The sequence below is a fragment of the Frateuria soli genome, from assembly GCF_021117385.1.
GTDB lineage: Bacteria > Pseudomonadota > Gammaproteobacteria > Xanthomonadales > Rhodanobacteraceae > Frateuria_A > Frateuria_A soli.
Window position 1 is genome coordinate 543672 of record NZ_CP088252.1, and the last position, 20237, is coordinate 563908.

Genomic DNA, 20237 nt, shown 5'->3' on the forward strand with positions numbered 1-20237 from the left:
GGCGCTCCAGCTTAACCACGCCGATGTAGCCGCGGCATAAACACGCGGCGGGCGGTCAGCCGACCTTGTCTCCCGCCTTGTGCGCGATCCATGCACCCGCCACGGCCGAGAAGTACGGGATCGACTGCGCCGCCAGGATGAACATCCACAACGTGCCCTCGATGTAGCGCGTGCCGAAGGACAGGCCCATGCCGATGATGCACATCACCAGTGCGCAGGCCATCAGCAGTTCCTCGCGCACAGGCGCGAAGGCGGCGAAGCCCGATTCGCCCAGGCGGCGGCTCTTGGCGGTCACCACGAAGGCGGTCTTCTCGCGGGTCAGGCCGTGCAGGATGCCTCGCGCGATCGCGTGCGACAGGCCCATGCTGGCCACCGACGCCATCAGGGTGTCGTACCAGCCGCACGGCACGCGCGCGCGGTAGAGCACGATGCCGAAGACCGCCTTGGCGAAGAAGAACCCGATCACCGGGATCAGGAACAGCTGCATCGGCAGGCTGAACAGCTGCGGGAAGGCGACCATGCCGGCGGTCCAGTAGATTGCCATCAGCGTAAAGATCAGGTGCAGCGCATCGGCGAACCAGCTGAACCAGCCGGTGAGGAAGTGGAAGCGCTGGCCCATCGAGAGCGGGCCCTTGTGGGTCATCCAGTCCCAGCGCCCCTTGAGGATCTGCATGGCGCCGAACGCCCAGCGGTAGCGCTGGCTCTTGTAGGCCTTGAAGTCGGCGGGCGTGAGGCCCTTGCCCATCAGCTCGTCGACGTAGACCAGCTCGTAGCCGGCGTGCATCAGGCGCAGGCCGAGTTCGGCGTCCTCGCAGATGGTCCATTCCGACCAGCCGCCGGTGCCTTCGAGCGCCGAGCGGCGGACCATGGTCATGGTGCCGTGCTGGATGATCGCGTTGCGCTCGTTGCGGTGGTGCATGCCGATGCGGAAGAAGCCGTCGAACTCCCATGCGGTCATGCGGCGGAAGCGGTTGTGCTCGAAGTCGCGGTGCGCCTGCGGGCACTGCACCACGGCCACCTTCGGGTCGTGGAAGTAGCCGGTGAGGGTGGACAGCCAGTCCTCGCGCACCACGTAGTCGGCGTCGATCACCGCCACCACGTCGGCGCGCGGGTCGGTTTCCTTCAGGCCGAAGTTAAGCGCGCCGGCCTTGAACCCCGGCCACGGCTCCAGGTGGAAGAAGCGGAAGCGCCTGCCCAGTTGCTCGCAATAGGCTTCGACCGGCTTCCACACGTCCGGATTCTTGGTGTTGTTGTCGATCACCAGGACTTCGAAGTTGTCGTAGTCCAGCGCGGCCAGCGAGTCGAGCGTGGCGATCACCATCTCCGGCGGCTCGTTGTAGCAGGCCAGGTGGATGGAGACGAACGGCTGCTTCCCGGGCCGGTCGGGCTTGAGCATCCCGGCATGGCGCTGCCAGCGCCGGCGCCACAGCACCTCGGTGAACTCGAAGCCGTTGATCAGCAGGATCGCCAGGATCGCCACCTGCGCCGGGAACAGCAGCACCAGCATGGTCCAGTCGATCCAGCTCAGGTAGAAGTTGAAGGGCAGGGTGGCCGACCAGACGATCAACCCGCAGGCGAGCTGGATCAGCAGGCAGAAGAACAGCCTTCCGGTCAGCTTGAAGCGCTTGAACTTGCGCGCGAACCAGATCATCGGGATCAGCGCGAGCAGGCTGGCCGCCAGCGCCTTCCACGGCCAGGCGGTGTCCTCGGTGACCGGGCCGGTGAACGGGAACTTGAGCTGGCGGTCGGCGTTGAACGTGCCCCAGTAGGCGCCGGTGCGGCCTTCGCCGAGGTTTTCCTTCCACGGCTGGTCGAAGGCTTCCAGCAGGTAGTAGTCGATGTTGCGCGCCTTGGCCGCGTTGAGCCAGTCGCGGATGAAGATCGCTTCGTTGGAGATCGACGGGTCGGCGTATTCGTGCCGGTCGCCATTGGACGGCCAGCCGATTTCACCGACCACCACCGGCTTGTCCGGGTAATGCTGGACGATGTTCTGGTAGGCGCCGAGCGCAGCGCCCACCGCATCCTTGCGGGCGATGCCGTTCCAGAACGGGAACAGGTGGATGGTGACGAAGTCGACGTGGTCGGCCAGTTCCGGGTACTTCAGCCAGATGTAGTCCGGCTCGGCGATCGATACCGGCTGGCGGATCGCCGCGCGCGCGCGGTCGAGGTACTGCTCCATCTGTTCCACGGTCAGGTCGCCCCGGAACAGCACCTCGTTGCCGATGATCACCCGGTGGATGGTTTCAGGGTAGCGGCGCGCCAGCGCGATCACCGCCTCCAGCTCCTTCTCGTTGTTGATCAGGCGCGTGTCGATGTTGGCGCCGGCCATCACCTTGAGCCCTTCCTTCTCGGCCAGGCGGTAGACCTGCGGGTTTTCCAGCGTCGAGTAGGTGCGGATGCGCGGGGTGTAGCGGCGCAGCAGCTTCAGGTCCGCGTCGATCTCCTCGTCGGAGGGGAAATCCTGCTTGAGCGGGTTCTGGTAGCGCTGGAACACCGACACCGAGTAGCCGCTGATCGGCCCGTGGAAATCCTCCGGGCCGTGCGGACGGTTGCTCCACCACCACAGCGCGATATTGAGCGCGGCCACGATCAGCGCGAGCAGGATGGCCGCAAGCAGCGGATGCCGGCTGTCGTGGGAGGGTGCAGTGGCGCTCAAAACGTTCCCCGTCGGACGCCTCCATGTGAGGCCAAGTTAGCCCGCGGAGCTTAACGACCCGGGGGGCATGGCTCAATAAAGACGGTACGGGTGGTCAGCGCGAGGTCAGCCGGACGCGCGCAGGCCGCCCCCGTGGGGCGTTGGCCTGCGCCGCGGCGCGGGCCCGCAGGGTAGGCCCGAGCTCAGCTCGCCGGGTGGCCGCGGATGCCACGTGGATCACTTCAGCAGCGAACGCAGCATCCAGGCGGTCTTCTCGTGCTCCTTCAGGCGCCCGGTGAGCATGTCGGCGGTGCCTTCGTCGCCGCCGTCCTGGGCCACCTTGATGGCGCCGCGAGCGGTGTGGGCGGCGATTTCGTGTCCCTCCACCAGCTGGCCGACCATCTCCTTCCAGTCGGGCACGCCAGTTTCCTCCTTGATCGCGGTGAGCTTGCCGAACTGGCTGTAGGAGCCGGGGGCGAACACGTCCAGGGTGCGGATGCGCTCGGCGATCTCGTCGGCGGCCAGCCACAGCTCGTTGTACTGGGTCTCGAACATGGCGTGCAGGCTGTTGAACTGCGGGCCGGTGACGTTCCAGTGGAAGCTGTGGGTCTTCAGGTACAGCGAGTAGGTATCGGCGAGCAGCTTGGACAGCTGTTCGGCGATGGTCTGGCGATCCTTCTGGGCGATGCCGATGTTGGCCATGGGGAATCCTCCGTGTGCAGTGGGTGCGAACACCACCGTACCGGCTGGCGCCTGCCGTGTGAAATGAATCGTTCCGATCGGGCCCATAGCCTGCGGCTATCATGTGCGGTCCCATGCACGACAGCCCGCCCGCCCCGCCGCCCGAAGCCCGCCTGCGCACCCTGCGCGAGGCGCTCGCGGGCGTGTCCAGCCGCGACTTTGGCCGCCTGCTTGGCCGCTGGCGCGTGCTTTCGCGCCAGCCGGACGCGCGCAAGCTCGAGGCGCTGGCGGCCGACATCGCCGCCTCGGCGGCCAGGCGGCAGGTGCGCGCGGAGGCCAAGCCGGCAATCCGGCTGGACGAATCGCTGCCGATCAGCGCGCGTGCCGACGAGATCGTCGAGCTGATCCGCAGGCACCAGGTCGTGGTGATCGCCGGCGAAACCGGTTCGGGCAAGACCACCCAGCTGCCCAAGCTGTGCCTGGCCGCCGGGCGCGGCGAGGCGGGCATGATCGGCTGTACCCAGCCGCGCCGCCTGGCCGCGCGCTCGGTGGCACGGCGCGTGGCGGAGGAGCTGGGCACGCCGCTGGGCGAGCAGGTCGGCTTCCAGGTGCGCTTCACCGACCAGGTGTCCGAGCGCACGCTGGTCAAGTTCATGACCGATGGCATCCTGCTGGCCGAGACCCAGCGAGATCCATGGCTGTCGGCCTACGACACGGTGATCATCGACGAGGCGCACGAGCGCAGTCTCAACATCGATTTCCTGCTCGGCTACCTCAAGCGGCTCGCCGCCAGGCGGCCGGAACTGAAGATCATCGTCACCTCGGCGACGATCGACACCGCGCGCTTCGCCGAGCACTTCGACGACGCCCCGGTGGTCTCGGTCGAGGGCCGCGCCTACCCGGTGGAGGTGCGCTGGCGTCCCGCGGACGCTGCAGGAGCGCACCCGGTGCGCGACCGCGGCCCGCAGGCCCGCGACACGTCCGACCGCGTCCAGCAGGGCAGTGCCGAACACGTCGGGCTGGTCATCGACGAGATCATGGCCGACCGCAGCCTCGGCGGCGGACCCGGCGACGTGCTGGTGTTCCTCCCCGGTGAACGCGAAATCCGCGACGCGCACCTGCTGCTCTCGCGCCGCCAGTACCGCGAGACCGAAGTGCTGCCGCTGTACGCGAGGCTGTCGGCGTCCGACCAGGACCGCGTGTTCAAGCCCGGGCCGAAGCGGCGGATCGTGCTGGCCACCAACGTGGCCGAAACCTCGCTCACCGTGCCGCGCATCCGCTACGTGGTCGACACCGGCAGCGCCCGGGTCATGCGCTACAGCCAGCGCAGCCAGCTCGAGCGCCTGCACGTGGAGCCGGTTTCGCAGGCGGCCGCCGACCAGCGCAAGGGTCGATGCGGCCGCATCGGGGCGGGCATCTGCTATCGCCTCTACGACGAGGCGGATTTCGAGAGCCGCGCGCGCTACACCGATCCGGAACTGCTGCGCTCGTCGCTCGCGAACGTGATCCTGCGGATGCTCTCGCTGAAGCTCGGCGAAGTGGAGGATTTCCCGTTCCTGGAGGCGCCCGATCCGCGCATGGTGGCCGACGGTTACCGTCGCCTGGCGGAAATCTCGGCGATCGACGAGCGTCGGCATCTGACCGCGATCGGCCGCCAGCTCGCGCGGTTGCCGATCGACGTCCAACTGGCGCGCATGCTGGTCGAGGCGCACGAGCGCCACGCCCTGCGCGAGCTGCTGGTGGTCGTTGCTTTCCTGTCGATCCAGGACCCGCGCGAGCGGCCCGCCGACGCGAGGCAGCAGGCCGATGCGGCGCATGCGGCGTTTGCCGACCCGAAGTCGGATTTCGTCGGCGTGCTCAATCTGTGGCGCGAGTACACGAAGGCGCACGAGGAACTCACGCAGTCGAAACTGCGCGACTGGTGCGGGCGGCATTTCCTTTCGTTCCTGCGCATGCGCGAGTGGCGCGAGCTGCACCGGCAGTTGTTGCTGGTGGTGGCGGAGCTGGGGTGGAACCCCGCGGCTCCCTCTCCCCTGCGGGGAGAGGGCCGGGGTGAGGGGACACGCTCGCGAAGGACCACCGGCGAAGCGAACAAGACTCAGACTCCCTCTCCCCCGGCCTCGCCGGGGGAGAGGGTCGGGGACAGGACGCGCGCTTCGCGCAGCGAAGCGCAGGGTTCTCGCCGCTCCAGGACAGCTCCGGGCGAGCCCCGGCCCCTCACCCCAGCCCTCTCCCCGGAAGGGAGAGGGAGCGAAGATGCGGCAAGCGCGGAGCTCTACGAAGCGATTCACCGCTCCCTGCTCGCCGGGCTGCCCACCCAGGTCGGCCACAAGGACGAGAAGGGCGTCTACCGCTCCACCCGCGAGCGCAAGTTCCAGGTCTTCCCCGGCTCCGCGCTGGCCAAGGCACCGCCCGCCTGGATCTTCGCCGCGCAGATCCTGGACGTCGGTGGCCGCGTGTGGGGCATGAGCTGCGCGCGCGTGGAGCCGGCCTGGATCGAGCAGCAGGCCGCGCACCTGGTCAAGGCCAGCTGCCGCGACGCGCACTGGTCGCGCAAGCGCGGCACGGTGGTCGCCTACGAGCAGGTCAGCCTGTTCGGGCTGACCCTGGTCGAGCGTCGTCCGGTCACTTTCCAGCACCAAGACCCGGCGCTCGCGCACGCGATCTTCCTGCGCGAGGCACTGGCACGCGGCGACCTCGATGCACGCGCCGATTTCGTGCGCGCCAACCAGCGCGTGCTGGCCCAGGCGCACGAGATCGAAGCCAAGCAGCGTCGCGAGGGCCTGCTGCGCGGTGAAGAGGAACTGGCGCGGTTCTTCGAAGGCAAGCTGCCCGAGGACGTCGCCAGTACGCGCGCGCTCGACGCCTGGTACAGCCGCGCACGCCCCACGGAGCAGGCCGCGCTGCGCTGGTCGCTCGAAGAAGTGATGGCCGGCGGCAGCGGGCTGGATCCGAAGGCGTTCCCCGCCACCCTCGAGCTCGTGCCGGAGGTGGCCGGTGGGGCGCCGGCCGCGCCGCAGCGCTACAAGCTCGAATACCGCTTCGTGCCGGGCGACGAGGCCGACGGCGTCACCCTGCAGCTGCCGCTGGCGATGCTCAATGCGTTGCCGGCCGCCCGCTGCGAGTGGCTGGTGCCTGGCCTGCTTGCCGACAAGGTGGCCGAGCTGATCCGTGGCCTGCCCAAGGCACTGCGGCGCAACTTCGTGCCGGCGCCTGATTTCGCGCGCGCATTCGCCGAAGCCGAGCTGCCGCGCGACCAACCGCTGATCCAGGCGCTGGCCGCTTTTCTCAGGCGCACCACCGGCGTGGACGCCCCGGTCGCCGAATTCGCCGCGGTGGAACTGCCACCCCATCTGAAGATGCGCTTCCGATTGCACGACGAGCGCGGCAAGACCCTCGCCACCAGCCGCGACCTCGCCGCCCTGCGGACGCAATGGGAAACCCGGGCGCGCGAAGCCTTCTCGCGCAAGACCGACGTGGAGCTCACCCGCGAAGACATCACCCGCTGGGATTTCGAGGAGATTCCCGCGCAGGTGCGTTCGGAGGGCGGCCTGAATGCGTTCCCGGCGCTGGTCGACCTGGGCGAGGCGGCCGCGCTGCGCGTGTTCGAGCGCCGCGACGAAGCACTAGCCGCGCACCTGAAAGGCGTCGAGCGGCTGCTGCGCAACGCGCTCGCCAGCGAGATGAAGCAGGCCCGCCGACGTCTGCCGATCGCCAACCCGCTGTCGCTCAAGTACGCCCCGCTGGGCAGTGTCGACTCGTTGCGCGAGGACCTGGTCGAGGGCGGCTTCGCCGACCTGCTCGCGACGCACGACCTCGATGCGCGCACGGCCGGCGATTTCGAGGCGCTGCGCACCGCGCTCGCGCGCGAGCTGTTTGCCGCGGCGGTCGAGCGGTTGAAACTGGTCGAGCCGATCATCGAAGCGCAGGCCGATCTCAAACCGTGGCTCGAGCCGCCATTGATCGGCTTCGCCCGCGCCAGCTACGATGACCTGCGCGAGCAGCTCGACGCGTTGCTGGCGCCCGGGTTCGCGCGCGAGCTGCCCAACGCCCGCCTGGCCCATTACCCGCGCTACCTCAAGGCCATGCGCCTGCGCGCCGAACGGCTGCGCCAGGATCCGGCCAGGGATCAGCAACGCATGCTGCAGGTGCTGCCGTACTGGCGCGAGTACCTTCGGCATCGGGCCGGGGGCGGGGCGGATCTCGACGAGCTGCGCTGGCTGATCGAAGAATGGCGCGTCTCCCTTTTTGCCCAGGAGCTCAAGACCGCCGAACCGGTTTCGGCCAAGCGTCTCGCCCGCGCCCTCGAAGCGTTGCCCTGACGACAGCACGACTCGCTCGTCTGTAGGAGCCCACTTGTGGGCGATGCTCTTTGCCCGGCAGAAGGGCACCAGGCATCGCCCACAAGTGGGCTCCTACGAGGGTGGGCGCGGTGCCCGGGCAAGAGCGGTACGCGGGATCCGGCAGGGGCGACGGCGATACGCCACACAAGGGCCGACTGCGCGTCCGGCGTAGAATCTCCCGGTCGATCCGGGTCAACCGCATGGTCCAGCTCACCCCTACCGCATCCTCACGCCTCACGGCCTGGCAGGCGCGCGCGTCCGCGTCGCCCCTGCTGGCGGCGGCGCTGGCGGCCTGCACGCCGGCGAGCGGGGCCGAGTGCGCGGACGTGCTCGACCTGCTCGCGATGCTCGGCTGCGACGCGCAGACCCAGGCCGCGGCAGTGTGGTTCGAGCTGGCGCAGCGTGACCCGTCGGCCTGGCAGGCGCACGCACCGTCCCTGCCGCCGGAAGTGCGGCGCCTGGTCGAAGGCCAGCTCGCCGCGGAGAAGGTCTGGGCCCTGCATGCCCAGCGCGAGACCGGCACCCAGGAGGGCCTGCGGCGCCTGTTGCTGGCGATCATCCGGGATTTGCGCGTGGTCTTCGTGCTGCTCGCGCGCCAGCTGGCCAAGATGCGCGGCGCCATCGCGCTGCCGGAGGCCGAGCGAGTCGCGCTGGCAAGACTCACCCGCGACATCCACGCGCCGCTCGCCAACCGCCTGGGTATCTGGCAACTCAAATGGGAGCTGGAAGACCTCGCCTTCCGCTACCTGGAGCCGGAGACCTACAAGCGCATCGCGCGCCTGCTGGACGAGCGCCGGGCCGATCGCGAGGCATTCATCGCCCAGGTACTGGCCGAGCTGGGCACCGCGTTGGCGGCTGCCGGCATCAAGGCCGATCTCGCCGGCCGCCCGAAGCACATCTATTCCATCTGGAAGAAGATGCATCGCAAGGGCCTGGAGTTCTCCGATCTCTACGACATCCGTGCGGTACGCATCCTTGTCGACAGCGTGGCCGACTGCTACGCCGCATTGGGCGTGGTGCACGCGCAATGGCAGCACCTGCCGCGCGAGTTCGACGATTACCTGGCCCGCCCCAAGGGCAACGGCTACCGCTCGCTGCACACCGCGGTGATCGGCCCGCAAGGCAAGACGCTGGAGGTGCAGATCCGCACCCACGCGATGCACCGCGACAACGAGCTGGGCGTGGCCGCGCACTGGCGCTACAAGGAAGGCGGCGGCGCCGACGCCGAGTTCGAGGCCAAGATCGCCTGGATGCGCAAGCTGCTCGAGCCGCGCGCGGACGATGACGTGGCGGCCGAGCTGCGCACCGAACTGCTGGAAGACCGCGTCTACCTGCTCACGCCCAAGGGCGAGGTGTTCGACCTGCCGCATGGCGCCACGGTGCTGGACTTCGCGTACTACGTGCACACCGAGGTCGGCCACCGCTGTCGCGGCGCCAGGGTGAACGGGCGCATCGTGCCGCTCATCCACCAGCCGCGCAGCGGCGACCGGGTGGAGATCATCACCGCGAAGAACGCCGAGCCGAGCCGCGACTGGCTCTCGCCCCACCACGGCTACCTCAACACCAGCCGCGCGCGCGAGAAGGCGCGCTCGTGGTTCCGCCGCGTTGCCTTCGATGCCAACCTCGCCGCCGGTCGCGCACTGCTCGAGCGCGAGTTGAAACGGCTGGCGCTGCCCAACGCCGACCTGTCGAAGCTGCCGGCGCAGTTCCACCTGAAGACCCACGAGGAGCTGCTGGTCGCGCTCGCGCTGGGCGAGGTCAACGGTGGGCAGATCGCACGCGTGCTGCAGGAGGCCGCGCACCCGGTCGAACCGTCACCATCACCGGCGCCGCCGGTCGCCCGCCATGCCACGCCCGACCAGGGCGCGCTGCGCATCGAGGGCGTGGGCAACCTGCTCACCGTGCTGGCGCGTTGTTGCCAGCCGCTGCCGGGCGATCCGGTGCGCGGCTTCATCACCAAGGGCCGCGGCGTGTCGGTGCACCGCGCCGATTGCGCCAGCCTGGCGCGGCTCGCGAGGCGCGATCCGGACCGCGTGATCGAGGTCGAGTGGGGCCGCGCCACGGCGCGGTCCTACCAGGTGGACATCGAGCTGCACGGTTTCGACCGCAAGGGGCTGCAGAAGGACGTGCTCAACCTGATCAGCAATGTCGGCACGCCGATCGTGGCCTCGTCGAGCCGGCTGCAAGGGCGCACCGGCGAGGTGGAGATGCGCTTCACCCTGCGCGTGAAGGACTTCGAACAGTTGTCGTCGCTGCTCGGCAAGCTGGTATCACTGCCCAACGTGGTCGAGGCCAGGCGCGTCAGCGCAAGCTGAATGCACGGACTTCACCGTCGGGCGCGTGAAGTGGGCGATGCTAAGCTGGATTCGTTGCCACGAACGCATGGACCATGAGCGGACGCAGAGACCATAACGGCCGCGACGGGCGCGCCGAACCCACGCTGGGCGATCTGGGCGATCTGGACTCGACGCGTCCGCGCGCGGACGACCCGGACGATCGCCTGCCGCCGATCTCCTTCCACACGCCGCGCAGTGCGCCGCCGGCGCGCCACCGGCGCGTGCGCCTGCGCACCTGGCACGTCGTCGCGCTGGTGATCGTGCTGGTCCTGGGCGCCGGCGTGTGGGCGCTGCGCGAGTACCAGAGCAGCCTGCGCGACATGGTGCCGCGCACCGAGCTCAACGATGTGCTGACCCGCGCCGACAAGGCGCTGCAGGACGGCCACCTGGACGGCACCGACGGCACCAGCGCGCGCGAGCTCTACCAGGGCGCGCGCGCGCTCGAACCGGACAACGACCGTGCCCGCGAGGGCCTGCACCAGGTCGGCATGGCCGAGCTCTCGCGCGCCGACACCGCGTTCCGTGCCGGCCGCCTGGACGAGGCGCAGCAGGAACTCACCGTCGCCCGCGAGCTGCTCGGCGGCGGCAGTGACGTGGACCGGCTCGATCGCATGATCAGTCAGGCGCGCGGCGCCGCGCAGCCGGCCGACGACCTGGTCGAGCGTGCGCAGCAGGCGCTCGACGCCGGCAGGCTGACCGGCAAGGACGGCGCCGGTGCGCTCTACCAGCAGATGCTCGCCGCTGACCGAGACAACGCGATCGCCCAGCACGGCCTGGACCAGGTGGGCGCGGGCCTGGCCGCGCAGGCACGTGCCGCGCTGGCCCATGGCGACGCGACGACCGCCGCGTCCACCATCGACCAGCTGGCCGCGCTGCTGCCCAGCTATGGCGATCTTCCCGCGTTGCGCGCCGCGCTCGCGCAAGCGCAGCACCAGAGCGACGGCGCGTTGCAGGAGGCCATTTCGCAAGGCCAGCAGGCGCTGCGCGACGGCCGCATCGCGGGTGCGGGCGACGATACCGCGCTGGCGCACTTCCAGGCCGCGCTCAAGCTGGATCCGGACAACGTGCAGGCCCGCGCCGGGCTCGGCCAGGTGGCCCAGGCGCTGGTGGTGCAGGCCAACGCGGCGCTCGACGCCGACGATACCGAGCAGGCCGCGCACCTGCTCGACCAGGCCGAGGCGCTGGCGCCGAAGTCCGCCGACCTCGCCGCCGCGCGTGCGCGCCTGATTGCCAAGGCCGCGCCGGCCAGTCCGCCCACACCCGCGCAACCCGCGCCCGAGACGAAGGAACCTCCGCCGCCCCCGCCGCCGGAGCTGACCGCGGACCAGATCGAGCAGGTCGCCGAACTGGTGCGTCGCGCCCGCACCGCCGCCACCCAGGGCCGGATCATGCTGCCGCCGGGCGAAAGCGCGTACGACCTCTACCGCAACGCGCTGGCCATCGACGGCAACAACCAGGCCGCGCTGCAGGGCCTGGAAGACCTGCCCAACCTGGTGGTGCAGCTGTTCAACCAGTCCCTCGCCAGCGGTGAGCTGGGCAAGGCCGGCGAACTGCTCGGTGCGCTGGGCGACCTTTCGCCGGGCGATTCCAGTGAAAGCGTGCTGCGCGAGCGGCTGGTCGATGCCTGGCTGGATCAGGCCGAGCAACAGCTCGACCGCGGCGATCGCGGCAACGCCGCGCAGTCGATCGAGCAGGCGCGCCGGCTCGCGCCCTACCTGCCGCGCGTGAGCGAACTTTCGCGCCGTCTGCAATCCGGCCACTGACCGGAGCCGGCATGACCGTCGTGGTGTTCGGGGCCAGCGGCCAGATCGGCCATTTCCTGTTGCCGCGGCTGCGTTCGCGCGGCGAGCGGGTGATCGCGGTGAGCCGCGAGCCGCACGCCGACTGCGAGGGGGTGCGCTGGGTGCGCGGTGGCCTGCCCGACGGAGTACCCACGCTGCCGCCGGCCTCCGCCATCGTCAGTTGCGGCCCGCTGCTGCCGTTCGCGCGCTGGCTCGCGACGGCGGCCCCGGCCGGCTCGCCGAGCGTGGTCGCCACCAGCTCGATGAGCGCGCAGAGCAAGCGCGACTCCGAGGTGCCGGCCGAGCGCGATGTCGCGCGCCAGTTGAAGCAGGGCGAGGAGGAGCTGGCCGCAGCCTGCGCGGTGCTGGGCTGCGCATGGACCGTGCTGCGCCCCACGCTGATCTATGGGGCCGGTCGCGACAAGACCCTGACCCCGATCGCACGGCGCGCGATGCGCACGCGCATTTTTCCCCGGCCCGCCGGCACCGGCCTTCGCCAGCCCGTCCACGCCGACGACGTCGCGCTGGCCACGCTGGCCGCGATCGACCGCCCGGCCAATCGCGTGCTGATGCTGGGCGGCGGCGAGCGACTGACCGCTGGCGAAATGTTCGCCCGCGTCCAACGCAGCCTGCCGGTGGCGACGTTGCCGCTGCCCGTGCCGGCGTGGCTCCTGCACCGGGCGCGCCACGTCATTCCGCGCCTGCGCGGGCCGCTGGCGAGGCTGGAGTCGGATCTGGTCGCCGACAACAGCGAGCTGGAACGCCTGCTCGACGTGCACCCGCGGCCATTCCGCCCGGACGCCAATTGCTGGCGCGATGGCGACTGCGCAGCCGGTTGAGCGTGTGCCACGTGCCCGGTCGTGGCCACAAATCCGCCATCTCCAGACCCGCTCCGCCGGTGGGCGTTCAGATGCGCGCCGGGTGGCACGCCCTATCATCGGCACTCACACTGGATCCAGGTTCCCGACCTTGGCACTGATCTCTCGCATGGGCGCGTTCGCGCGCCACAGCTGGCGCTGGCTGCGCATCCCGTTCTGGGTCGCGCTCGGCCTCGGGCTGGGCTTCGTGTTGCCATACACGCTGATCCTCAACAAGCGCGTGCAGGATCGCTTCAACGACCTGGTGTTCGCGGTGCCCACGCGCGTGTACGCGCGTCCGCTGGCGCTGGCCCCCGGCGTGCCGATGTCGCCCTCCGCGCTGGAGCTGGAGCTGACCTTCGCCGGCTACACCCACGACGCCGCGGGCAAGGTGCCCGGTACCTGGACGCGCAACGGCAGCCGCTACGTGATCTCCTCGCGCGGGTACGCCGGTCCGGATGGCGGCGAGTTGCCCAAGCGCATCCGCGTGACGCTCGGCCGTGGCCAGGTCGAGTCGCTCGCCGAGGCCGCCAGCGGCGGGTCGATCAAGCTTGCCCACCTGGACCCGGCGCGCATCGCGACCGTCTACGGCGCGCAGCAGGAAGAGCGCCGCATCGTGCGCCTGGCCGACGTGCCGCCGCTGCTCGTGACCGGCCTGCAGGCGGTCGAGGATCGCGACTTCAAGCACCATATCGGGCTGGATTTCAGCGCGATCCTGCGCGCCGCCTTCGCCAACCTGCGCGCCGGCCACACTGTGCAGGGCGGCTCCACGCTGACCCAGCAGCTGGTGCGCAACCTGTTCCTGGACCGCAGCCAGAACCTGGTGCGCAAGTTCAACGAGGCGCTGCTCTCGCTGCTGATCGAGGCCCATTACTCCAAGGACCGCATCCTGGAGGCCTACATCAACGAGGTGTTCCTCGGCCAGCAGGGCAACCAGGCGGTGCACGGCTTTGCCGCGGGAGCGGAGTTCTACTTCGGCCGCCGGCTCGAAGACCTCCGGCCGCAGGAGATCGCGCTGCTGGTCGGCATGGTCAAGGGTCCGAGCTACTACGACCCGCGCCGGTACCCCAAGCGCGCGCTGGCGCGGCGCAACCTGGTGCTGAAGGAATTCTTCGACACCGGCCTGCTCGACGCCGGCCAGGTCAACGCGGCCCAGGCCGCGCCGCTGGACATCGCTTCCAACGCGCAGCTGCCGCACAACCGCTTCCCGGCCTTCATGCAGCTGGTGCGCGCGCAGATCACCAACGACTTCGACGACGACACGCTGCGCAAGGGCAACCTGTCGATCTTCACCACGCTCGACCCGGCCGCGCAGCTCTATACCGAGCAGGCGATCACCACCGCCATCAAGAACATGGGCAAGCGCGGCGACAAGGTGCAGGCGGCCGGCGTAGTCACCGACACCCACACCGGCAGCGTGCTGGCGGTGGTTGGCAGCAAGACGCCGGGCGACCCGGGTTTCAACCGGGCGCTCGACGCACGCCGGCCGATCGGCTCGCTGATCAAGCCTTTTGTCTACCTGGTCGCGCTGACCGACCCGGCACGCTGGAACCTGGGCACGCCGCTGGACGACTCGCCGATCATGCTGCGCCAGCCCAACGGCAAGACCTGGATGCCCCAGAACGACGACAACCAGTCGCACGGCTTCGTGCCGATGGTCGACGCGCTGGCGCATTCGTGGAACCTGGCGACCATCCACCTGGGTCTCGCCGTCGGCGTCCAGCGCGTCAAGGCGTTCCTGGAATCGTTCGGCTTCACCGACATCAATCCGAGCCCCTCGATGCTGATCGGTGCGGTCGACCTCTCCCCGTTCCAGGTCGCACAGCTCTACGAATACCTGGCCGCCGACGGCCACGCGCTGCCGCTGCTGGCGGTGCGCGGCGTGGTCGATGGCACCGGTCATACCGTCAAGCGCTACGAGGTCGAGGGCGGCAAGGGCGAGTACCAGGAGGCGGTGCGACTGGTCACCTGGGCGATGCAGCAGGTGGCCGAGTACGGCACCGCGCACAGCCTGGGCGATTCCTCCCTGGCCTGGCTCAACGCCGCCGGCAAGACCGGCACCAGCAACGACATGCGCGACAGCTGGTTCGCCGGCTTCACCGCCGATCGTCTGGCGGTGTTCTGGATGGGTCGCGACGACAACAAGCCGACCGGCCTGTTCGGCGCGACCGGCGGCCTGCGCGCCTGGCAGGACCTGTTCCGTCACCTGCCGACGCGGCCGCTTCCGGCGCAGCCGGGCGAGGGCCTGGAAATGGCCTGGATCAATCCGACCAATGGCAAGCCCACACAACCCGAGTGCGAAGGCGCGCGTCAGTTCCCGGTCGTCGCCGGCTCGCTGCCCGCGGATACCGAAGGCTGCTTCTGGCAGCGCGTCGGCGACTTCTTCGGCGGCGATGGCAACGCGCCCGTGCCAGCCGATTCCACGCTTCACTAGAGACCTTCGATGTTTTCCGTTCCACGATGGCGTTCCGGTTCCACCGTCCTTGCCGCCCTGCTGCTTGCAGGTTGCTTCAGCGTTCCGCCGCAGGAAGAGAAGCCGGTCGTCCCGGCGCACGACATGGTTGCGGCAATCCGCGCCGCCGGTGCACGCGAGCAGTCGATCATCGACGTGGCGCCGCTGCGCGACCCGGGCGTGACGGCCTGGCAGGATGCCGCCCGGGCGGACGAACGCGCCGGTCGTTACACGGATGCCGCGGCCAAGCTCGACCAGGCGCTCAAGCTCAATCCCGACTCGCCCGACCTGCTGCAGGATCGCGCCGAGGTCGCCATCCGCCTGCACGACTACGCCGCCGCCGAGCGGCTCGCGCGCCGCTCCTGGTCACTGGGGCCCCAGCTCGGCCCGCTGTGCGCGCGCAACTGGCAGACCATCGTGGAGATGCGCCTGCAGGCCGGCGACCAGGCCGGCGTGGCGACGGCGCGCACGGGCGTGCGCGACTGCCACAAGGAAGGCGTCCCGCGGTACTGACGCCTTTCAGTTCCTCCCCTCGCGCGATGTTCCGTAGGAGCCCACTTGTGGGCGACGCTTTTTCCGACCGGTCCTGCCGACGAAGCATCGCCCACAAGTGGCCTCCTACGGAGGCCGTCGAAGCGTGGCGGGTTGCTGGAGGTCCCGCGAATGGAGGTGAGGCAACGCGGCCCGGCCTTGGGTCAGAGCGCAGCCAACAGCAGCATCACGATTCCCGCGATGCTCACCGCCCACACCAGCGTGCGCAGATACGGAATCCCGGCGGCGTATACCGGCACGTAGGCCAGCCGCGCCCAGAAGTACAGCTGGGCGCCGAGCGCGCTGGTCGCGTCCTGCCTGCCCGTCGCGACCACCACCAGCACCAGCGCGGCGAACAGCGCGAACGTTTCCAGGAAATTGCCGCGCGCCCGGTCGAGCCGCCCCGCCACGCCGGTGAGCGGCGCGCCCGGCTGGTCGCGCGCGCTGGCGGCCCATGCCGGACTGCGCTGGACGATCGACCCGGTCGCCGCGAGCGCGACCTGCACCAGGCCAAGGACCACACTCCACACCAGCATCTGCAGTTCGATTCCCATTGTGCCGCTCCCGGGTTGAAGTGCCGCCATCGTGCGCCGGTCGGCGGGTGCTCGCCAGTGCGCCCGCGCGGCGGCTCGGCGATACTTGCGCGATGACCGATCCCGACGACATCGGCGCGCTGCTCGGCGCCGACGGCCCGTTTGCCCGCGAGCTGCCCAACTTCGCCCCGCGCCTGGCGCAGCAGGCGATGGCGCGTTCGGTCGCCGATGCCATCGCCAACCGCGACACGCTCATCGCCGAGGCCGGCACCGGCACCGGCAAGACCTACGCCTACCTGGTGCCGGCACTGCTCTCGGGCGAACGGGTGATCGTCTCCACCGGCACCAAGGCGCTGCAGGACCAGCTCTACTTCCGCGACCTGCCGAAGGTGCGCGCGGTGCTCGGCACCCGTGGCAAGGTCGCGTTGCTCAAGGGTCGCGCGAATTACCTGTGCCTTTACCGGCTGGACCAGACCGTGCGCGAGGGCGCCACCTTCGAGCGCACGGAGGCCGCGCAACTGGCGGCGATCCGCGCCTGGTCGGCGCGCACCCGCGCGGGCGACCGCATGGAGCTGGCCGAGGTGCCGGAGGAATCGCCGCTGTGGCCGCGCGTCACCTCCACGCCGGAGAACTGCCTTGGCGTCGAGTGCCCTTTCTTCGACGACTGCCATGTGGTCAAGGCGCGGCGCGAGGCGCTGGAGGCGGAGCTGGTGGTGGTCAACCACCACCTGCTGTTCGCGGACCTGGCGCTCAAGCAGGAAGGCTTCGGCGAGATCCTGCCGGGTGCCGGCGCCTTCATCCTGGACGAGGCACACCAGGTGCCGGAGCTCGCCGGCCAGTTCCTTTCGCAAAGCGTGAGCGCACGCCAGCTGGCCGACCTCGCCGCCGATACCCTGCGCGAATGCAACGGCGTCACCGGTGCCATCGGGCTGTTGCTGGAACCGGCCGAAGCATTGCAGGGCGCGCTGCGCCGCCTGCGGCTGGCGATGGATGCGCTGCCCGCGCGCGGACCGTTCCAGCAACTGGACGCGCTGGCCACCGTGCACGAGGGGTTGCACGGCCTCGGCGAACTGCTCGCCGACTTCGCCGACCTGCTCGCCTCGCAGGCGGAGCGGTCGCGCGGCCTGGCCAACGTGCACGAGCGTGCCGCCGCGCTCGCCGAGCGGCTGGACCGGATCGTCGAGCGCGGCGGCGCCGGGGACGTGCGCTGGTATGAACTCTTCCCGCGCGGCTTCGCCCTGCATGCCACGCCGCTGGATCTGGCCGCGCCCTTGCGTGCCATGCGCGAGCGCACCCAGGCGGCATGGATCCATACCTCCGCCACGCTCTCGGTCGCCGGCAGCTTTGACCACTTCGCCCGCCAGCTGGGCCTGGACGACCCTCAGACGCTCAACCTCGACAGCCCGTTCGACTATGCGAGCCAGGCTCTGTGCTATCTGCCCGCGGGCCTGCCCGACCCGAACGCACGCGACCACACCGAACGGGTGATCGAAGCCGCATTGCCCGTGCTCGAGGCCTCCCATGGCCGCGCGTTTCTGCTGTTCACCTCGCATCGCGCACTCCGTCGCGCCGCCGAACTGCTCGCCGACCGCGTGCCATGGCCGCTGTTCGTACAGGGCAGCGCGCCGCGTCACCAGCTGCTGGAGGACTTCCGCGCCAGTGGCCACGGCGTGCTGCTTGGCGCCGCCAGCTTCTGGGAGGGCGTCGATGTCGCCGGTGAAGCGTTGAGTGTGGTGGTGATCGACAAACTGCCGTTCGCCGCACCGGACGACCCGGTACTGCAGGCGCGCCTGGACGCGCTGGAGCAGGCGGGCATCAACCCCTTCATGGGCTGGCAGGTCCCCGCGGCCGCGATCGCGCTCAAGCAGGGCGCCGGCCGCCTGATCCGCGACGTGCACGACCGCGGCGTGCTGATGCTGTGCGACCCGCGCCTGACCGGCAAGGGCTACGGCCGCCTGTTCCTCGCCAGCCTGCCGCCGATGCCGCGCACGCGCGAGCTGGCGGACGTGCAGGCGTTCTTCCGCGACACCGCGCTGCCGCTGCCCTTGTAGGAGCGCACCCTGTGCGCGACCGCCATGCCGAACACCCGGCGGCGTGACGCCACCGGTCGCGCACAGGGTGCGCTCCTACACGGGGCGCGGCGTTGCCCGGCTGGCCCGCCGCGCCGTGGTGGGGCACTATCCGGCCAGCGCCTGGAACGGCCACACCCGCGGCCGTCGGCGGACGGGGAGCTGACATGGCCAAGGTCATCGGACTGGGTGGGATCTTCTTCAAGTCGCGCGATCCGGCCGCGCTGACCGCGTGGTATGCGCGGCACCTGGGCATGGAACCGGAGGCGTGGGGCGGTGTGCGTTTCCAGGAGGACGCCTCGCGACCGGGCTACCTGCTGTGGACGCCGTTCCCCGCCGACACCACCTACTTCCAGCCGAGCCAGCAGACCTACATGATCAACTTCCGCGTCGACGACCTCGCCGGGTTGCTGGAACGGCTGCGTGCCGAGGGCGTGGAGGTGGACGAGCGCGTGGACCAGAGCGAGTACGGCGCGTTCGGCTGGATCACCGACCCCGAAGGCAACCGCGTCGAGCTCTGGCAGCCAGTCTAGACCCCCGCTCCGCAGCCGCGGCCGAGGCCGCGGCGTGGCGGGTCCGGGCGTGAGCGGCCGCGGGCGCCGGATCCTCCGGCACCAGCATGGTCGGCGCCAGGCCGGACATCCGGCGGCAGGTCCGGCTCCGGTGCGCCGAGTCGGCGAAGTCGGCCTGCTGCGCCGCATCCGTCCAGGTGCCGCCGTCCAGGCCGCGCGCCACCGCGAAACCCACGCGTGCCCACGGCAGGTAGGCGCGGAAGGAGATGCCGGCCTGCGAACAGATGGCGGAAGCGGCGCGGCGACAGATGCGCCATCGCGGCCGCCTGCGCGGCGTGGTGGCCGATCCGCTGATCGCCCGCCTGGTGGAAGCCTCGCCGCTCGCGGTGAACATCATGGTGATGACCGGGAGTGCCGAGCCGGGCCCGCCTGGCGAACTGGGCGTGGCGCGGATCAGTCACGTTCCGGGGCCATGGCGCGGGGCGATGCAGTGGCTGGCCGATGCGGCAAGGGCCACCATGGCCTGACGGCCACGCAGGCTTCATGGCCAGGGAGCTGGCAGGACGTCGCCTCGCCGGGCCGACCTAACCGGTCCAGCCGGCCAGGGCCCGAAGCCGTTCCACCGTCGCCGCGTCGGCCGGCACGAACGCCTCCAGTGCCAGCTCGGCCAGGGTGATGTCGACCGGTGTGCCGAACACGGTGGTGGTGCTGAGCATCGAGAGCACTTCGCCGTCGACCTCCAGTTGCAGCGGCACGGCGATGGAGGAGCCGCTATCGGCCTCCGGCGTGCCGGCGGGGACGGGCAGGGCCTGCAGTTCGCGCAGCAAGGCGATCAGCTGTGGATCGTGGCTGGCATCGATCTGCTGGCGCAGGCGGTGCAGCAGGTGTGCGCGCCACTGGCCGAGGTTGCGGATGCGCGGGGCGAGTCCGGCCGGGTGCAGGCTCAGGCGCAGCACGTTGACCGGCGGCTCGAGCAGCTCGGGCGCGACGCCACCGAGCAGGCGCAACGTGGCCTGGTTGCTGGCGACCAGTTGCCAGTAGCGGTCCACCGCGAGTGCGGGATAGGGCTCCAGGCCCTTGAGCAGCAGGTCGATGGTGGCGCGGGCGGTGGCGAGCGCGGGGTCGTCCAGCGCGCGCTCGCGGAAGGCCGGTGCGAAGCCGGCGGCGACCAGCAGGGCGTTGCGCTCGCGCAGCGGCACGTCCAGGTATTCGGCCAGGTGCAGGATCATGTCGCGGCTTGGATTGGCGCGGCCGGATTCGACGAAGCTCAGGTGGCGCGTGGAGATCTCCGCGCCGGTGGCGAGGTCGAGCTGCGAAAGACGACGGTGGCGGCGCCATTCGCGCAGCAGGTCCCCGATGGGGCGCGAGGTGTCGAGAGGCTGGGCGTTCATGGCAGGCATGATGCGGCAGGAGCGCAGCTCTGCGCGACTGCCCCTTTTGTAGGAGCGCACCTTGTGCGCGACCGCCATGCCGGGCCGTCCCGCAGGGTGAGGTTGCCGGTCGCGCA

General features: G+C 70.3%; 13 protein-coding genes. 9 read left to right on the plus strand and 4 right to left on the minus strand.

Features of this window, described 5'->3' with window-relative positions; translation table 11 throughout:
* Positions 1 to 55: 55 nt before the first annotated feature.
* Together LQ771_RS02375 and LQ771_RS02380 are read right to left on the minus strand one after the other, a co-directional pair.
* Positions 56 to 2656 (minus strand): glycosyltransferase family 2 protein, encoded by a 2601-nt coding sequence (locus LQ771_RS02375; RefSeq protein ID WP_231350809.1) that lies wholly within the window; start codon positions 2654 to 2656, stop codon positions 56 to 58.
* 216 nt (positions 2657 to 2872) lie between these two features.
* Positions 2873 to 3337 (minus strand): Dps family protein, encoded by a 465-nt coding sequence (locus tag LQ771_RS02380; protein WP_231350810.1) that lies wholly within the window; start codon positions 3335 to 3337, stop codon positions 2873 to 2875.
* Positions 3338 to 3450: 113 nt separating this feature from the next.
* Between LQ771_RS02380 and hrpA the strand changes: the two genes are divergently transcribed.
* The 6 genes from hrpA (at position 3451) to LQ771_RS02410 (ending at position 15598) form a co-directional block, all read left to right on the plus strand.
* Positions 3451 to 7638 (plus strand): ATP-dependent RNA helicase HrpA, encoded by a 4188-nt coding sequence (hrpA, locus tag LQ771_RS02385; RefSeq protein ID WP_231350811.1) that lies wholly within the window; start codon positions 3451 to 3453, stop codon positions 7636 to 7638.
* Between the two features lie 221 nt (positions 7639 to 7859).
* Positions 7860 to 9974 (plus strand): RelA/SpoT family protein, encoded by a 2115-nt coding sequence (locus LQ771_RS02390; protein ID WP_231350812.1) that lies wholly within the window; start codon positions 7860 to 7862, stop codon positions 9972 to 9974.
* A 74-nt stretch (positions 9975 to 10048) separates the two neighbouring features.
* On the plus strand, positions 10049 to 11758 hold the full coding sequence (locus tag LQ771_RS02395) for a tetratricopeptide repeat protein (protein ID WP_231350813.1): 1710 nt from the start codon (positions 10049 to 10051) through the stop codon (positions 11756 to 11758).
* An 11-nt stretch (positions 11759 to 11769) separates the two neighbouring features.
* Positions 11770 to 12615, plus strand: a complete 846-nt coding sequence (locus tag LQ771_RS02400) for an NAD-dependent epimerase/dehydratase family protein (RefSeq protein WP_231350814.1) — start codon at positions 11770 to 11772, stop codon at positions 12613 to 12615.
* A 148-nt stretch (positions 12616 to 12763) separates the two neighbouring features.
* Complete coding sequence (gene mrcB / locus LQ771_RS02405; protein ID WP_425491338.1) at positions 12764 to 15067, plus strand: penicillin-binding protein 1B; 2304 nt, start codon at positions 12764 to 12766, stop codon at positions 15065 to 15067.
* Between the two features lie 9 nt (positions 15068 to 15076).
* Positions 15077 to 15598, plus strand: a complete 522-nt coding sequence (locus LQ771_RS02410) for a tetratricopeptide repeat protein (protein WP_231350816.1) — start codon at positions 15077 to 15079, stop codon at positions 15596 to 15598.
* 182 nt (positions 15599 to 15780) lie between these two features.
* Here LQ771_RS02410 and LQ771_RS02415 read toward each other — a convergent pair whose 3' ends face one another.
* Positions 15781 to 16170, minus strand: a complete 390-nt coding sequence (locus LQ771_RS02415) for an MAPEG family protein (protein WP_231350817.1) — start codon at positions 16168 to 16170, stop codon at positions 15781 to 15783.
* A gap of 92 nt (positions 16171 to 16262) precedes the next feature.
* Here LQ771_RS02415 and yoaA point away from each other — a divergent pair, with 92 nt between their 5' ends.
* From yoaA to LQ771_RS02430, 3 genes are all read left to right on the plus strand, one after another.
* A complete protein-coding gene (gene yoaA, locus LQ771_RS02420) occupies positions 16263 to 18200 on the plus strand; it encodes a DNA repair helicase YoaA (protein WP_231350818.1) in 1938 nt (645 codons plus the stop codon).
* A gap of 185 nt (positions 18201 to 18385) precedes the next feature.
* Positions 18386 to 18751 (plus strand): VOC family protein, encoded by a 366-nt coding sequence (locus LQ771_RS02425; RefSeq protein ID WP_231350819.1) that lies wholly within the window; start codon positions 18386 to 18388, stop codon positions 18749 to 18751.
* A 245-nt stretch (positions 18752 to 18996) separates the two neighbouring features.
* On the plus strand, positions 18997 to 19257 hold the full coding sequence (locus tag LQ771_RS02430) for a beta/alpha barrel domain-containing protein (protein ID WP_231350820.1): 261 nt from the start codon (positions 18997 to 18999) through the stop codon (positions 19255 to 19257).
* A gap of 57 nt (positions 19258 to 19314) precedes the next feature.
* On the opposite strand, the gene LQ771_RS02435 is transcribed toward LQ771_RS02430, so the two are convergent.
* On the minus strand, positions 19315 to 20121 hold the full coding sequence (locus tag LQ771_RS02435; protein WP_231350821.1) for a helix-turn-helix domain-containing protein: 807 nt from the start codon (positions 20119 to 20121) through the stop codon (positions 19315 to 19317).
* Positions 20122 to 20237 lie beyond the last annotated feature (116 nt).

Bases quoted from the DNA above. Each gene is read 5' to 3' on its own strand.
- LQ771_RS02425 (WP_231350819.1), top strand. From the start codon at position 18,386: ATGGCCAAGGTCATCGGACTGGGTGGGATCTTCTTCAAGTCGCGCGAT.
- LQ771_RS02435 (WP_231350821.1), bottom strand. From the start codon at position 20,121: ATGAACGCCCAGCCTCTCGACACCTCGCGCCCCATCGGGGACCTGCTG.
- LQ771_RS02415 (WP_231350817.1), bottom strand. From the start codon at position 16,170: ATGGGAATCGAACTGCAGATGCTGGTGTGGAGTGTGGTCCTTGGCCTG.
- LQ771_RS02380 (WP_231350810.1), bottom strand. From the start codon at position 3,337: ATGGCCAACATCGGCATCGCCCAGAAGGATCGCCAGACCATCGCCGAA.
- LQ771_RS02400 (WP_231350814.1), top strand. From the start codon at position 11,770: ATGACCGTCGTGGTGTTCGGGGCCAGCGGCCAGATCGGCCATTTCCTG.
- yoaA (WP_231350818.1), top strand. From the start codon at position 16,263: ATGACCGATCCCGACGACATCGGCGCGCTGCTCGGCGCCGACGGCCCG.
- LQ771_RS02430 (WP_231350820.1), top strand. From the start codon at position 18,997: ATGCCGGCCTGCGAACAGATGGCGGAAGCGGCGCGGCGACAGATGCGC.
- LQ771_RS02395 (WP_231350813.1), top strand. From the start codon at position 10,049: ATGAGCGGACGCAGAGACCATAACGGCCGCGACGGGCGCGCCGAACCC.
- LQ771_RS02390 (WP_231350812.1), top strand. From the start codon at position 7,860: ATGGTCCAGCTCACCCCTACCGCATCCTCACGCCTCACGGCCTGGCAG.
- hrpA (WP_231350811.1), top strand. From the start codon at position 3,451: ATGCACGACAGCCCGCCCGCCCCGCCGCCCGAAGCCCGCCTGCGCACC.
- LQ771_RS02410 (WP_231350816.1), top strand. From the start codon at position 15,077: ATGTTTTCCGTTCCACGATGGCGTTCCGGTTCCACCGTCCTTGCCGCC.
- mrcB (WP_425491338.1), top strand. From the start codon at position 12,764: ATGGGCGCGTTCGCGCGCCACAGCTGGCGCTGGCTGCGCATCCCGTTC.